Origin of the sequence: Vreelandella neptunia, from assembly GCF_034479615.1 — a bacterium.
Lineage (GTDB): Bacteria > Pseudomonadota > Gammaproteobacteria > Pseudomonadales > Halomonadaceae > Vreelandella > Vreelandella neptunia.
On sequence record NZ_CP140255.1, the window covers coordinates 2230272 to 2245339 of the forward strand.

The window sequence follows — 15068 nt, forward strand, 5'->3', positions numbered from 1 at the left end:
GTTATATGCGGATGACGCAACCACTCCCAACTCACAGCTATCACAGTTAGAATAGTGTATGTCGCCGAAAAAAAAGCGCGCCACACGGGCACGCCTGCTGTTTTTGATTTACTTATCTGCGCGTCAGCGTGCGCAGCGTGACGAACTCCTCTGCTCCTGTCGGGTGGATGCCTACAGTGCGATCAAAGTCCTGCTTGGTAAGGCCAGCTCTTACCGCGATAGCAATTCCCTGAATAATTTCACCCGCGTCATCTCCGACCATGTGGGCCCCTACGACTACATCGGTAGCATCGTCCACGACCAGCTTCATTAAGGTGCGCTCTTGGCTACCTGATAGGGTGTGCTTCATGGCCCGAAAGTCGGTGCTATACACGCGAATATCGGTGAATTTTTCCCGCGCGGCCTCTTCGGAAAGCCCTACGGTTCCGATATTAGGATGGCAAAAAACGGCGGTGGGGATCGTACTGTAATCCAGCGGCTGGGGAACCGTATCGGCAAAATGAATATCGACAAGCTGCATCGCTTCAGCCAGCGCGACCGGCGTTAATTCAGGCCCAGTAATCAGGTCGCCTAGCGCTAAAACTGAAGGCAGCGCTGTTTCAAACCGCTCGTTTATGGGAATTTTGCCAGTGTCATCCAAGCTTAATCCCAGCGCTTCAAGTCCTAGGTCACGAATATTTGCTTTCCGCCCAGTGGCCGCCAGCACCACATCGACTTCAAGCACATCGCCGTTGGTAAGGTGCACATTGTAGCCGTCCTGTCCAGGCTCAATACGTTCGATGTTAGTGTTGAAGTGGAGGTTGACCCCCTTTCGCGCCATTTCAGCGCAGGTGAACTCGCGAACCTGTTGATCAAAGCCTTTCAAAAACAGCTCGCCACGGTAGATAAGGTGCGTCTCGCTGCCCAGGCCATTGAAGATGCTCGAAAATTCCACCGCGATATAGCCACCGCCCAGCACTAAAAAGCGCTTAGGAAAGGTATCCAGATCAAAAATCTGATTGGAATCCAGCGCGTGTTCACTGCCAGGGAAGTCGGGCACCCAGGGCCATCCACCGGTAGCGAGGACGATTTTTTGCGCAGTCACCGATATATCGCCATGCTCACCGCTTAAGGTCACCGTGTGCGCATCGGCCAGGCGTGCTCGGGCGTTGAAAAGTGTCACTCCAGCGCCTTCCAGCATGCGCTGATAAATCCCATTTAGACGTTTGATTTCACTTATTTTGTTGTCACGCAGTGTGGCCCAATCGAAGCTGGCGGGGCCAGGCAGCTGCCAGCCAAAACCTGCCGCATCATCAAAGCTGTCATGGAAGTGGGCAGCGTAGGAGTAGAGCTTCTTGGGCACACAGCCAACGTTAACGCAGGTTCCGCCCAGGTAGCGATCCTCGGCAATCGCAACTTTAGCGCCGGTAGCCGCGGCCATACGCGCCGCGCGTACCCCACCAGAGCCTGCGCCAATAACCAGAAGGTCATATTCGTATTCAGAAACGTCTGCCATGATTTGCTCCTGGGGAGTTAGAATTCGTATGAATCAATATCGGGTTGCCCATTGGCCAAGTGCAGTGGTTGACCTGACTACCCGGGAAGGTTAAAACCTTCTGCTGCTATTTTGTACTGGCCTACGCTATACAAGGCCTAGTTCCACCCTGACTAGGGCTTTGATAACCCGCTTACCTACCAGCGACTTAACGCCCTTTAACTTTTCTGGAGACGCTATGTCTGACCCTATTGCGACGCTACTCGACAATAATCGCGCCTGGGCTGAGCGTATGTGCGAAGAAGACCCCGACTACTTCAAGCGCCTTTCGAACCAGCAGAACCCCGACTATTTATGGATTGGCTGCTCCGACAGCCGAGTGCCAGCGAATCAAATTATTGCACTCCCGCCTGGGGAAGTTTTCGTACACCGCAACGTTGCCAACTTGCTTCACCACACCGACATGAACGCCCTCTCGGTAGTTCAGTTCGCGGTGGATGTTCTAAAAGTCAGCCATATTATGGTTGTCGGTCACTATGGTTGCGGGGGCATTAAGGCCGCCATGATGGGAGGCGAATGTGGCGTGGTAGATTACTGGCTGCACTCGGTGCGCGAACAGTACAACCACCACAGGAATTCGCTTGACCACCTCCCTCTGGAAGATCAAATCGATCGCATGTGCGAGCTCAACGTGAAAGCTCAGGTAAACAGTTTATGCCGCACCAAGATTTTGCAGCGCGCTTGGCAGCGAGGTCAGCAGATTTCAGTGCATGGCTGGGTCTACGGGTTAAGCGATGGCCGCGTTAAAGATCTTAACTGCACCGTAAATGGTTTAGAACAAGTGGAAACCCTTTACCGTATCGATCGCATCCAGCAAGGCGATTAAGCTCTCCCCCAATGCCTACCGCTACGCTTAGTCGTAGCGATAGGCACGATGGCAGCTCTTACAGCTCGCGCCCACCTCTGAAAGCGCTCGGGCAGTGGCTCGAGTATCTTCTTGCTCTGCCACGTCTATCAAATTGGCGATCTTACCCTCCAAATCGATAAAACCAGCGGCAAAGTCTTCCCACTCTTCCCATATCGAAGCCCGCGCTTCAGAACCACTGCCGTGAGTGCCTTCGATAAACGCAGGCAGCAAACGTTGCGCGCTGGCACGCTCTTGCAACTCGAGCAATCGCGGCATTGCAGCCTCAAGATCTTGATTATTGATTAGATCAAAGCGCAGCTGACGCACCAGACTTTCAATATCTTTAAGCTCTTCTCGGCGCCAAACCACGGCTTCGCGCTCACTTGCAAATGGCGTGTCGCTGACGGCTTGGGGCATGGCCAGGGCGCTCGTTTCCTCGCCTGCCCAAGCCAGCGGCGTGCAGAGCATTAATGCTAAAGCGCTGGCTGCCGTGCCGCGGGGGGAAGCCCACTTCAGGTAATGGCGTTGCTGCATAATGGCTTCCTGTCGATGATTCGGTAGTCAAAGGTTTACTGTGCGCGTTTTAACCTATCGGGCAGGTGACACCCGTGCCTTTTAAGCCGCAGTAGCCGTGGGGGTTTTTATCCAGGTACTGCTGATGGTAAGCCTCTGCGTAATAAAATGTCTCTAGCGGCTTAATCTCCGTAGTGATTGCCCCTCTGCCCGCCTTGTCGAGCGCCCGCTGGTAGGCAGCAGCGCTCTGCTCGGCTACCGTTTGCTGCGCTTGGCTGGTGGTAAAAATGGCTGAGCGATACTGGGAGCCGATGTCGTTACCCTGGCGATTGCCCTGAGTCGGGTCATGCTGTTCCCAGAAAACCTGCAGCAGCGTTTCTAACTCCACTTGCTGGGGGTCATAAACCACTCTTACTACTTCAGTATGGCCGGTACGCCCCGTGCATGTCTCGTCATAGGTGGGGTTAGGTGTCTCACCACCGGCATACCCCGCCGCAGTGACATAGACCCCCGGCAACTGCCAAAACAGTCGCTCAACGCCCCAGAAACACCCCATGCCTAGTACGATCTCCTCGTGGCCTTCGGGAAACGGAGGATGTATCGAGTGCCCGTTAATGGTATGCACCTGACTGGTTTCTATGGGCGTATCACGTCCAGGCAGGACACGGCCTGAAGCTGGGCTAGCGTTTGAAAATAGTGACATATCACCCTCACTTATTGCTGCTGAATGATTTCAGGATTACCGGAACGGGTAAAGGTGTAGATTAAATCCACCGCTTGATTGGTACCCGAGACGGCCTGTACATAAAGGTTACGCCACAGCGTGTAGCGTAGTGTTAGTTCGGCAATCGGCGAGAAAATTCCCACCCCGTAACTAATCCTAAGATCGTCGGTAAGCTGGCCACTGACAGCGACTTGGCTATCGTCGCCAGCGCCCGTGGTGTCCAGCGTTAAGTCATCAATGCCGAACGCTTCACCAATGGAACCCACCGCCCCGCCGGTGCGCCCTAGCGACATGCCTATCAGCGCGGTAGTTAGTGCGCTATCCACACCGCCCCCAGAAGCATCAGGTGCGCGACCCCGTAACAGGTATGAGAGCGCACGGGATTCATCCATTGCCGGTTCAGAAAATATCCGTACGTTCGGAGATTCGGCGCTGCCTGTTACCCGCAAGCCCGCAATTACGTCATCTTCGGTAACTTCAGGGTTGCGTATGGCCTCGAAGTCGAGCGTGGGTAGACCAGGCGGGCCACTAAACAGCAGTTCACCGCGGCGAATAACCAGGTCTTGGCCGAACGCTTGGAAACGACCATCGACCAAATTAACGTCGCCAAACAGCTGTAACGCGCCGCTGCTTTGGCGAATTTCCAGCGCGCCTCCCAAGCCAGATTCCAGGCCGTAGGCTGAAATTTGCATATCGCTGCCCAGCGTTAAGGTCACCAGTACGTCAATGGCCATACCGGTGGCGGCAAGCTCGTCCGCGGCACTTGGGCCATCCTCATTGGCAGCCGCTCGCTGAGCCTCAATTTCGGCCTGGCGATCGTCGCGCTCGGTAATGATCACTTCATCGCTACTTGGGGTGACTGCCGATGAGGGCATATCGCCAATTTCAAGCCGTGCCCAGGGTAAATTCACATCCCCCCTCACTTGCAGCCTTTCCGGCGTGACCCGGATACGAATATCAGGCGCTACCTCAAGACGCCCAAACTGGGGCATAACGACCAGGATAGGCTCCTGAACAGCATTTAGATCGACGCCAATCCGCCAATCATCGCCGCTTGGCCAATAAGCATCACCGGTAATTTCCAAACGCCCGCGCTCAGCAGCCAGGTAGCCGTCAATATCTCCCTGCTCACCGTCAAAAGAGACCACCAGTTCGCCGCCCTGAATATCGACAGGAATATCCGGGCCACTTACCCCTATGCCGCGCAGTCCAAGCTGGCCCCGTAAGTCAGGTGCAGACGTGGTGCCGGTAATTTGGACGCTGCCCGATAAATCGCCCTCCAGTCGCTCCATTCCGACCAACATGGGTCGATAGGGTTGCAGCGAAACACCTTCTGCGCGCAGCTCGCCAGTTAACGTACCGGCCCCCAAGGGATCATTGACCGCCAGGTCTAAGTTGATATCGCCCGATTCGGCAAGCGAAAGCGACACATTGGCATCCGCCTGGGCTTGGTTGGCCTCGATCTGGGCGTCTAAACTGACTTCTGGCAGTTGCACCGGCTGGCCATAATCATTAACGGCAGTAATGGCGAGTTCGCTAAGAATTTGAAGATCTGCCTGCCACTGGGCACCCCCTTGACGCCAGTTGGCAACAAGATCCGCGGTTGTATCCCCCTCTAACTGCCACTCTTCAGGCAAAAAGGGCTCCAGCATTTCCATTGGCACTTCACGTACCGAAAGCACGGCGTTGCCCTGTTGCGCAGAGGCCGTGATTTCCTCTTCGGAACAGACTAATCCACCTTGCTCCCGGCGCAGGCAGAACGGCGAGAGGCGCGCCTGACCATCGGCTAGGTTGTAGCGAAAGTCCAGGGGCGCCTCAAGACGAATATCCCCCGCCTCAGAATCAACTTCCAGTGGCGTTACGCGGGCTTGGTAAAGTTGGCCTTGCTGATCAAAGCGGCCTTCCAGGGCAATCAGCGCACGGCTTAAAGCACTGTTGTCTGTGCCCTGGGCGGTCAGCTCAAGCTGATGTTCGGAGAGGCGCCCGGCCAAATTGGCCTCAATGTTTGCAAGAGCCTGCCCCCCAGCATTGATGTTTTGTAGCCTCAGCTGTACGTCGAGGGTGGGATCCTCGATGCCCTGTACATCAGCATCTAGGGCAAGCCGTTCAATACGATTCTGGCCAAAGCGCACGCCGTCACCTTGTAAATTGGCGAGTAATTGCGGCTGATTAAAACTGCCGCTGGCCTCTAGCGTACCCACGATAGTGCCCGCCAAGTCTGGCGAAAGCGTTTGCAACTGGCGTAGTGCAATGTTCGCGTTTAACGACATGGCCTGTTCGCTAATTTGCCCCTCTGCTGTTAAGCGATTCTCCCCCTGGGTAAACAGCAGTTCTTCAATCTCCAGTTCCAGGTTGCTGTTAGCATCAAAGGCCGCTTGCAGGGTTAGCGGGTAGTCGCGCAGTTCGCCGTCAATCGCTAAGTTGGGCACGCTAACCGCCCACTGATCCTCTTGCTGACGCAGCGTAAGCTCGATGTCGCCGTTTAAATTACCTTCCAGCTGATCCACGAAGTGGGCAGGGTTAAACTGATCCAGGCGAATAGTGGTGTTGACCTGTAGCGGAGCAACCCAACTGATGTTGCCTTCGCTACGCAGGGAGCTTTCGTCGACTGCCAGGGTGAGCGGTTGCCAGCTAAACTGCTCGAGATCGCCCTCACCTGTCACGTTAAGTTGAGTGCGTGGCAGGCTTGGGCCCTCAACCGCCAGAGCCAATTGAGCACTATAATCGCTCAGGCTGCCGGTTACCTGTAGATCCAAGTCATCGACTATATAGGCTTCGGTTGTCTCTTCTTCAGTGCTGTCATCGACGCTCTCATTGCTACTCTCATCTGCGCTGGCAGGTAAAGGCCACTGTATTTGGTCACTTTGCAGTTGGAGTTGAAAAGGCAGCGTCGGGGCAAGCGTGTCCACTTGTCCCCTCAAGGACGCATTGACCGCGCCGGAAGCGTCCAACTGCGCTTCAAGCGCATCCAGTGGGCCAGACAGCGTTAAGGTTAAAGATTCGCCATTTAGCTCAGGGTATATCTCAGCTAAAAACAGTTCGACGTCTAAGCGAGCTTCGAGTGGGTAGTTGCCGTTTAAAGTGGCGTTCGCGGTTAGTTCAGCCTCAGCATCCGGGGTAATAACAGAAAGCTCGGTGACTTCGACGTTATTACCTTCGGTTAACAACCCAAGCCGCAGCCGCTCAACGCGGTACTCGGCGACCCCTTCCAGTTGAAAATCATTGAGCGTGAATTCAGGTATCTGGATATCAACCGGCAGCGTGACCTCCGGTAGCTCCAGGCGCTCGCGTTCTTCAAGCTGCTGCTCCGGCGATTCCACCGACGCCACAGCTTCTTGGGGTGGCTGGTTGAGCAAGATAGCGGCATCTATGGCTTCAGCATAAAGCGGCGTTTCAATGCCCTGGGTTAGCAGAACGCCCGACGAGGGTGGCAAATAGACACGGGGCTGCTCCAAGTGGGTTGGCGAGAGGCGTACTGTGCTTCCTTCTGCAGTGGCCGCCGAGCTTAATGAGCGCCACGCTACTTCGGTACCATCCGCAAGTCTGAGGTTAACATCGTCCAACAGCAGCGAACGTAGTTCGATGGGAAAGGGAAAACGAATAGCCAGCGGGCTCCCTTCCTCTTCGGGAGGTGGCGCTTGCTCATTGGATGGGCCTAGCTGGATGTCGGCGCCCACCACACGCAGTGTATCGATGCATAAGCGCCCTGACAGAACACAGTCATCTGCCCATTGGAGTTCGAACTCATCCACGGTTATACGGGTTTCGCCCAGCTGTAGCTGGAAATTTTCGAGCTGAAAATGGTCGAGCAAGCCACCTTCATGATGCGCGTAGGAGAAAAAATCGCGCTGCTCCCCCTGCGAGAGCAGCACCCCAGTGCCCCAGGGCGATAACGCCACCCCGACAATCAGCGCCACAATACCGAACAGCCAAATAGGCAACACGATCACAAGACGCACAAGGCTCCAGAACAGTAGCCATGCGCGATACTTTGGAGACAACATACGGCGCTTATCAGACGTAGCTGGTTCAACCTGAGACAAGTCTCTCTCCTAGAATTCCGGTCCGATAGAAAAGTGCAAACGCCAATCGTCCTCACTGTCAAAGGGGTGGGCAATGTCAAAACGAATTGGCCCCACCGGCGAGACCCAGCGTACCCCGGCCCCGGCGCCCGTTTTCAAATCATTGGGCCCCCAGTTATCAAACGCATCGCCGTTATCTATAAAAGTGGCTCCCCACCAATCTCCGGTCACGCGACGCTGATACTCCAGGGTCGAGGTAAGCATTTGCTGCCCCCCGCGCAGTCGGCCCTCGGCGTTGCGGGGAGATAAGCTCTCATAGGAATAACCACGCACACTGCGGTCGCCACCCGCAAAAAAGCGCAGCGATGGCGGTATTTTGGCAAAATCATCGGTTTCAATGGCACCTAAACTAATACGTGCCAAGAAGCGGTTATCGTTGCCAATCATGCGGATCCACTCCGTATCCCCCGTGATACGCGCGAACGTCGCATCCGAACCCCACACAGTATCCGAATACTCTAACGAGAGCTGCTGGCGATCACCCCATAATGGAAAGCGCTGAGGACGTGTCCGCGTGCGTGACCACTGAATACCTGGATAGAACAGCCATACTTGATCCGCCTCACCACCCTGTTCGAAATCCTCATAAGTAGTGCGGAAGTAAACTGTTTGCACCCAGTCGTTATCAAACTCCCATCGCCGGGCCAGTTCGACGGTGCCTTCTAGCGACTGGGTATCGCTATCATCGATATTACGAATACCGTATTGAAGCCGATAGCTATCGCGCAGTGGATCCTCGAGAGGCACGTTATACACGCCGGTAAAACGCTGCTCCGGGGCTGATAAATAAAGGTCATGATCAAGGCTATGACCATAGCGGTTGATCCACGGCTGTTCCCAGCCAAATCGTAACCGCGGCCCTACATCGGTGGCATAACCAATACCTACTTCAAACTGGTGACGATCAGCGGGTTCAACACTGACGTCGATAGGTAGCTGTGTATCACTGGGCTTATTAAGACTCAGCGCGCTGGCCAAAGCCGCACTGGTGACTCTCGGACGCTCAGGCTGCGATGCAGTGGCTTCACTCCACCAGGGGGAACCACCACCAGAGGGGGCGATAGTTAATTCTTGAGCAGTTTCAAGGCGCGGACGCACCGAGACCGAGCTGAACCAGCCGGTTTCTGCAAGCGATTGGTTATAGTCTGCCAGGGTTTGCGCTAAATAGGGGTCACCCTGCTCAAAAGGCTGCATGCGACGCAACCGATCAAGCTCAATATGGCTGCCGGTAATGGAAGATTCACCAAATTGGTAGCGGGGACCACTGTCAAAATCCATATACAGACGCGCGCTTTGTAGATATGGACGCACTTCCATGCGTCGATCGGTAAATCCCCAATCAAAGTAACCGCGCTCAATGGCCAATCCCGAAAACTGGCTGCTTAATCGATCCCAGGGAGCATGTCTCAACACATCCCCTTCTTCCAGGGGAAAGTCTTCTATGGCCTCTTGGAAAGGCGGATCTTCACTCGCATCGCCTTTCACATTAATTGACAGAATTTCAATTTCAACCTGAGGGCCGGGCTCAATTTCCAGCCACACACGCTCATCAGTGGCACGTTCAAGGGATACCTCGGGCTCGTAATAGCCGTAAACACGCATTGCTTCTTCGGTGCGCCGACGGATCTCGCCCTCTAAACGCACCTCAGTATATTCTGCTGCCTCGATATTCTGTAAGTAGGCTTGAATATTGCCTTCGACCTCATCGGAAACACCCGTAACAGTCGCTTCTAATGCCCATGCGCTAGGTGATACGCATAACAGCGGTAGCACAACCGTAAAGGTGCGCTTTGTGGCTGATGTCCATCGCCGTTGTCTTCCCATACATTTTTATCCCAACCTAAATCAGCGGCTTCATCGCCTAAGCATTTCAACGCATTAGCATGTTAAAGATTAAGCAATCACACTCATACTTCCGACGCGCCTTATTAACGCAGCATTTCTAACTGAGCACTGAAGGCAAGCTGCGCCTGACGTACCTGGCGCACATCGCTTTCCAGCGAATTCAGCCGTTGAGACCACTCCTGCTCCAATGCTTCCAAGGCTGCTTGATCTGCAGGCGCTTCTATCTCTGCAACGGATGTTTCCAGCTCATCAAAGCGCTCCTCGAACGCTGCTCTTTGCGCCGACAACTGCTCTTCCCAAGCGCTACTGACACTGTTGAGCTGACTATCCAGGCTATCGATGCGCCGTTCGGTCAGTTGCTCCAGATGGGAGACTTCTTCAACAAGATTTTGACGACCCGAGGAACCCGTTTGTTCCAAGGCGTCAAGCGATTCCCGCATCGCCAATAATTGACTGTCGCGCAGTTCGGCTTGCTCTTTAAGCTGAGACAACTGCTGCAACAGTGTGTTGATGGAATCACTAGAGACCGTATCCTCGCTAGAAGTGAGAAAGCCGTATAACTCTTCTCGAGTAGCGGCTAAAGACATTGACAGTTGCTCCTGCTCTTGGAAAAGCGTCGACATCTGAGCTTGTACAAAGGTTATCGTATCTTGTACGTCAGTGTCATCCGAATCCAACCGAGCATGCACATTGGAGACTTCCCCACTCACCCGGTGAAGCTCATCTAACAGTCGTTCACGTTCGTACCAAAGTCCAGCCGCAGCCGCGCCCATAAGCGCAATGATCAGTAGCAAACATAGCCATAGTGGCCATAGCGTGGGCCCCTTTCGGTGGCGCAAGTGTTGCGCCGTCAAGCTTTGATCCACATCGGGCACAATACGAGAGGATGCGGTGGCGTCTGGCATGACATTTCCTCAAAGAGTCTTCGGGTCGGCACGACGGCCAATACCTCGGTACATTAATCCACAGCTGGCAACGAACTCAGGGTCGTAAATATTGCGTCCATCTAGTACGAGCTTAGCGTTTAAAAGCGAGCCGAGTCGGTGCCAGTCCGGGTTCCAATACGTTTTCCATTCAGTTACCAGCATCAGCAGATCAGCCCCCTCGCAGGCTTGGTAGGGGTCATGCGTATAGGTGCGCAGGTCGTCACGCTCGCCTACCAAGGCGTGAAGTGCAGGCACTGCCGCTGGGTCGTGGAGCTGCACCTTAACTCCCTGCGCCCAGAGCGCCTCCAGCAGCGTTAATACCGGAGCATGGTCAATACGTGCTGTGCCAGGCTTAAACGCCGCGCCCCATATCGCCACGGTTTTACCCGCCAGTTCACCGGAAAAGTGCGCCCACAGTTTGCGAAATAGGGTCTCTTTCTTCTGCTCGTTAATATCCATCACCTGCTCAAGCAGTGCTGAATAACGACCGCTTTGCAGTTGCACATCGGCCAAGCGCATCAAATCACGAGAGAAGTTAGGCCCGCCAAATCCACATCCGGGGTAGAGATACTCAAACCCTATCCGTGAGTCAGCGCCCATTCCCTGTCGGACATGCTCAACATCCACCCCCAGGGTATCAGCCAAGCCAGCGATTTCATTCATATAACTGATACGCGTAGCCAGCATGCCGTTAATAGCCAGTTTGGTGAGCTCAGCAGCACGGCGCGGCATACACTGAAATACTTCGCTGCGGCGATTAAAGGCACGCAATAGCTCCCTAGTCACCTGCTCACCAGTGGCATCATCGCAACCTAGCAGCCGCCTAGTGGGACGGGTAAACGACTCCCATGCCCGTCCCTCTTCCAACGTATCAGGGAGCGCCACGCTGGTATGCTGCACGCCTATCAGCGCATGCAGGCGTTCGGTCTCGCCGACCGGAAACGTAGAGTTATTGATAAGCACTATGCCCTGCTGATCAACCAGTAGCGGGTCTTCAACCAGCGCCGTGGCTGAACTACGCTGCGCAGGAGATAATGCCAACCAAATCACTTCAGGCGTGTGCGCCTCTTTAAGCTGTTCAATGATCTGCAGCGTCCCATCCGCCAGCCCGTGCTCCAAATGAACCAGCAGTTGCGGTTCACTGCGAAGCCAATCCACCCGGGAAAGTGCTGACCAAGGGGCGTCAGCGTGCGGTAACCACTGCACCTGATGCCCTACCGAGGCCAACGCAGCGGCGGCCGTTGCTGCGCTCAATTCGCTACCATAAAGCAACACCCGCATGGGTTACTCTCCCTGATGGTAACGTGATAGCAAGGCTTTAAAATTCTCGCCAAACTCAGGATGACGGCGCGCGTAGGCAAGCGTGGCTTCAAGATAACCCAGCGGCTGACCACAATCGTAGGTCGTGCCCTGCATACGGTATGCCTGCACCCCCGACTGTTCGCGCAGGGTCTCTAGCGCATCAGTGAGCTGAATTTCGCCACCGGCACCGGGTTTGGTGGTTTCTAAAATGGAGAAAATATGACCGGGCAGCGCGTAGCGACCAATCACGGCCAGGTTTGAAGGCGCTGCATCACGTTTCGGCTTCTCCACCATTCCCACAAGATCTGCCGATTGGTTAGGCGCGGGCACATCGCCAGCGGGAGCCACAATGCCATACTTCTCGACTTGCTCCCAAGCCACCTCTTCTACCATTAGCTGCGCCGTTTGCTGTTGATCATAAGCTGCCAACATGCCGGCCAAGTCGGTCGACTGGTTGGCGCTGTTGTCCACCAGCACATCGGGAAGCAGCACAGCGAAAGGCTCATCGTCGCCAATGATCGGGCGAGCGCATAGCACCGCATGGCCTAGCCCCAGCGGAACTCCCTGACGAATACTGATAATACTGACATCATCAGGCACCAAGTTGCGTAGCATCGTCAAAAGCTCGTGCTTACCTTTCGCTTCCAGACTGGCTTCTAGCTCAGCGTGGGTGTCAAAGTGGTTTTCAATAGCGCTCTTATTACTACTGGTGACCAGCACAATCTCACGAATACCCGCGGCAATGGCTTCTTCGACCACATATTGAATAACCGGCCTATCGACAATCGTAATCATCTCCTTGGGAATAGCCTTCGAAGCCGGCAAGCAGCGGGTGCCAAACCCAGCAACAGGAAGTACGGCCTTGCGAATCATATATGGGTCCTTTTCATGCGTTCCGACATAGGAGTGGTTAGAATGTCCATAATACTGAAGGCGTGGATGGATGCCACCTCGCCAATCGACGATAATGAGCACAAGTAGATAATAACCGGTGATTAAGCGACATTTTTTTGCTTAATGATCAACGACAACGGGAGTCACAACATGCAAGCGACATCACAGGATAGCACTGCTGGTCACTATCAAGGCAATGTCGATGCAGCGGAAGTCGCCAAATTTGAAGCGCTTGCTAGCCGCTGGTGGGATCCACAGGGTGAATTTAAACCACTTCACGAGATTAACCCCTTGCGGCTCGATTTTATCGATGCGCGAGCGGGCTTAGCAGGGAAAAAGGTGCTGGATGTGGGCTGTGGCGGCGGTATTTTGAGCGAATCCATGGCCAACCGCGGGGCTAAAGTAACCGGTATTGATCTCGGTGAAGCACCTTTAGCGGTCGCTAGGCTGCATGCGGAAGATCGCGGTGTCGAGGTCGATTATCAGCACATCAGTGTGGAAGCCATGGCGGCTCAAAAGCCCGGTTTTTACGATGCGGTGACCTGCATGGAAATGCTTGAGCACGTACCCGACCCCGCCTCCGTCATTCGTGCCTGCAGCGCCCTGGTTCGCCCAGGTGGCTATGTGTTTTTCTCTACGCTGAATCGCACCGCCAAGGCATATGCATTTGCCATTCTAGGCGCCGAGTACGTGCTTAGACTGCTACCTCGGGGTACGCATAACTACGCGAAATTTATTCGCCCTTCAGAAATGGCCGCTTGGTCTCGCGACTGTGGCTTAGAAGTGCGTGAGCAGACGGGGCTTACTTACAACCCGCTAACCCGACACTATCGTTTGGTAAGCCATGATGTTTCGGTCAACTACATGATGTACTGCCGCAAGGTGAGCGATTAAATGCCGATGCTAGCGCCCCAAGCGATTCTCTTCGATCTAGATGGCACCCTGGTCGATACCGCTCCAGACTTAGCCCAAGCAACCAATGCCCTACGTATGCACCATGGTTTAGACCCACTCCCTTTTGAAGTGATCCGTCGTCAGGTCTCTAACGGCGGTAGTGCGCTGGTAACCCTGGCACTGGGGTTAGAAGTCACAGCGGATGGCCATACCCAAGCGCGTCAGTTTCTGCTTGATGCCTATGAGGAGGCGGTCGCCGTACACAGCCGGGTTTTCTCGCCACTCGATGTATGGCTGAAAGCGTGGCATGGCGACCAACGGCCCTGGGGGATTGTGACCAATAAACCACGTCGCTATACGCTACCGTTGTTGGACGCATTGGCGCTTCAGCCGGGCGCACTGCTATGTGCAGATGACCTGAGTGTTAAAAAGCCAGCCCCTGAACCACTCTGGGAAGCTGCCCGGCGGCTAGGCGTTGAGCCGGGTCAGTGCTGGTATATCGGCGACCATGCTCGGGATATCGAAGCCGCCGTCGCCGCGGGGATGACGGCCGTGGCCGTTGGCTACGGCTATATTAGCGAAGAGGACGACTATCAGCGGTGGCCTGCTGACTTATGGTTCGAAGAGTGTCACGCGCTGGTCGATGCCCTGAACGGTTTCAAACGCTAGCGAGAATTACAAGCGTAAGTACCGGCGGGCATCGACGTGCTAATAGTGAGTTAAAAGTACGCGCTATACCCGTGGAGGCTGGGCGTCGAGCTTTTGACCGTTGGTGCCTGCACTGTCTGGCCCCATAAGCCATAAGTAGGTAGGCATGATGTCTTCCGGGGTGCGCAGTGTGAAGGGATCCTCACCGGGGAACGCGGTACGCCTCATTTGAGTGCGTGTGGCACCCGGGTTGAGTGAATTAACGCGTACCGTGGATTGGGTATCCAATTCGTCGGCCAACACCTCGACAAATCCTTCGGTAGCAAACTTAGAGACCGAGTACGCCCCCCAATAGGCACGGCCTTTGCGGCCAACGCTGGAGGAGGTGAAAATAACCGACGCATCATCAGACGCTTGCAACAGAGGCAATAGCGCCTGAGTCATCCAGATGGGACCATTGATATTCACCTGCATTACCTGCTGCCAAAGCTCAGGGTTATACTGCTCGAAAGGCGTGATGCGACCCAACAGCCCGGCGTTATGCAACACTCCGTCCAAACGGCCAAACTCTTTATCCAGCGTTTCCGCCATATCATGAAAATCTTTTAGCGTAGCGCCTTCAAAGTTGAGCGGAAAAATCGCTGGCTGGGGGCCGCCAGCCGCTTCGATTTCATCGTAAACGCGCTCTAACTTGGCAATGGTGCGCCCCAATAGAATCACGGTGGCTCCGTGTTGGGCATAGCTCAGCGCTGCCGCACGGCCAATTCCGTCCCCTGCGCCGGTTACCAACACGATGCGATTTTCCAATAGGTTGGGCGCTGGTTGATAGTCGATCTTGCAGCTCATGCTGATTCCTTGA

General features: G+C 54.7%; 12 protein-coding genes. 3 read left to right on the forward strand and 9 right to left on the reverse strand.

All coding sequences use genetic code 11. The features are described from left to right. Positions 1–112: 112 nt before the first annotated feature. The gene (gene gorA / locus SR894_RS10340; RefSeq protein ID WP_133732505.1) at positions 113–1495 is read right to left on the reverse strand and encodes a glutathione-disulfide reductase; all 1383 of its coding nucleotides are present in this window, start codon (positions 1493–1495) and stop codon (positions 113–115) included. Positions 1496–1712: 217 nt separating this feature from the next. Here gorA and can point away from each other — a divergent pair, with 217 nt between their 5' ends. Then, the gene (gene can, locus SR894_RS10345; protein WP_133732506.1) at positions 1713–2360 is read left to right on the forward strand and encodes a carbonate dehydratase; all 648 of its coding nucleotides are present in this window, start codon (positions 1713–1715) and stop codon (positions 2358–2360) included. Positions 2361–2387: 27 nt separating this feature from the next. Here can and SR894_RS10350 read toward each other — a convergent pair whose 3' ends face one another. From SR894_RS10350 to galU, 7 genes are all read right to left on the reverse strand, one after another. After that, the gene (locus SR894_RS10350) at positions 2388–2915 is read right to left on the reverse strand and encodes a c-type cytochrome (RefSeq protein WP_133732507.1); all 528 of its coding nucleotides are present in this window, start codon (positions 2913–2915) and stop codon (positions 2388–2390) included. Positions 2916–2964: 49 nt separating this feature from the next. Continuing rightward, on the reverse strand, positions 2965–3597 hold the full coding sequence (gene msrA / locus SR894_RS10355) for a peptide-methionine (S)-S-oxide reductase MsrA (protein ID WP_133732508.1): 633 nt from the start codon (positions 3595–3597) through the stop codon (positions 2965–2967). Between the two features lie 11 nt (positions 3598–3608). Then, positions 3609–7661 (reverse strand): autotransporter assembly complex protein TamB, encoded by a 4053-nt coding sequence (gene tamB / locus SR894_RS10360; RefSeq protein WP_133732509.1) that lies wholly within the window; start codon positions 7659–7661, stop codon positions 3609–3611. Between the two features lie 9 nt (positions 7662–7670). Beyond that, entirely contained in the window at positions 7671–9524 is a 1854-nt protein-coding gene (gene tamA, locus SR894_RS10365; RefSeq protein WP_133732510.1) for an autotransporter assembly complex protein TamA, read from the reverse strand. A gap of 104 nt (positions 9525–9628) precedes the next feature. Beyond that, complete coding sequence (locus SR894_RS10370) at positions 9629–10450, reverse strand: hypothetical protein (RefSeq protein ID WP_133732511.1); 822 nt, start codon at positions 10448–10450, stop codon at positions 9629–9631. A 9-nt stretch (positions 10451–10459) separates the two neighbouring features. Further along, positions 10460–11752, reverse strand: a complete 1293-nt coding sequence (locus SR894_RS10375) for a nucleotide sugar dehydrogenase (protein ID WP_133732512.1) — start codon at positions 11750–11752, stop codon at positions 10460–10462. 3 nt (positions 11753–11755) lie between these two features. Next, entirely contained in the window at positions 11756–12646 is an 891-nt protein-coding gene (galU, locus tag SR894_RS10380) for a UTP--glucose-1-phosphate uridylyltransferase GalU (RefSeq protein WP_133732513.1), read from the reverse strand. A gap of 171 nt (positions 12647–12817) precedes the next feature. Between galU and ubiG the strand changes: the two genes are divergently transcribed. Both ubiG and SR894_RS10390 read left to right on the forward strand, forming a co-directional pair. Continuing rightward, positions 12818–13561, forward strand: a complete 744-nt coding sequence (gene ubiG, locus SR894_RS10385; RefSeq protein ID WP_133732514.1) for a bifunctional 2-polyprenyl-6-hydroxyphenol methylase/3-demethylubiquinol 3-O-methyltransferase UbiG — start codon at positions 12818–12820, stop codon at positions 13559–13561. Further along, positions 13562–14230 carry an HAD-IA family hydrolase gene (locus SR894_RS10390; RefSeq protein WP_133732515.1) on the forward strand — a complete coding sequence of 223 codons (669 nt, stop codon included), beginning with the start codon at positions 13562–13564 and terminating at the stop codon, positions 14228–14230. A gap of 63 nt (positions 14231–14293) precedes the next feature. On the opposite strand, the gene SR894_RS10395 is transcribed toward SR894_RS10390, so the two are convergent. After that, positions 14294–15055, reverse strand: coding sequence for a YciK family oxidoreductase (locus SR894_RS10395; protein WP_133732516.1), 762 nt, complete (start codon positions 15053–15055; stop codon positions 14294–14296). Positions 15056–15068 lie beyond the last annotated feature (13 nt).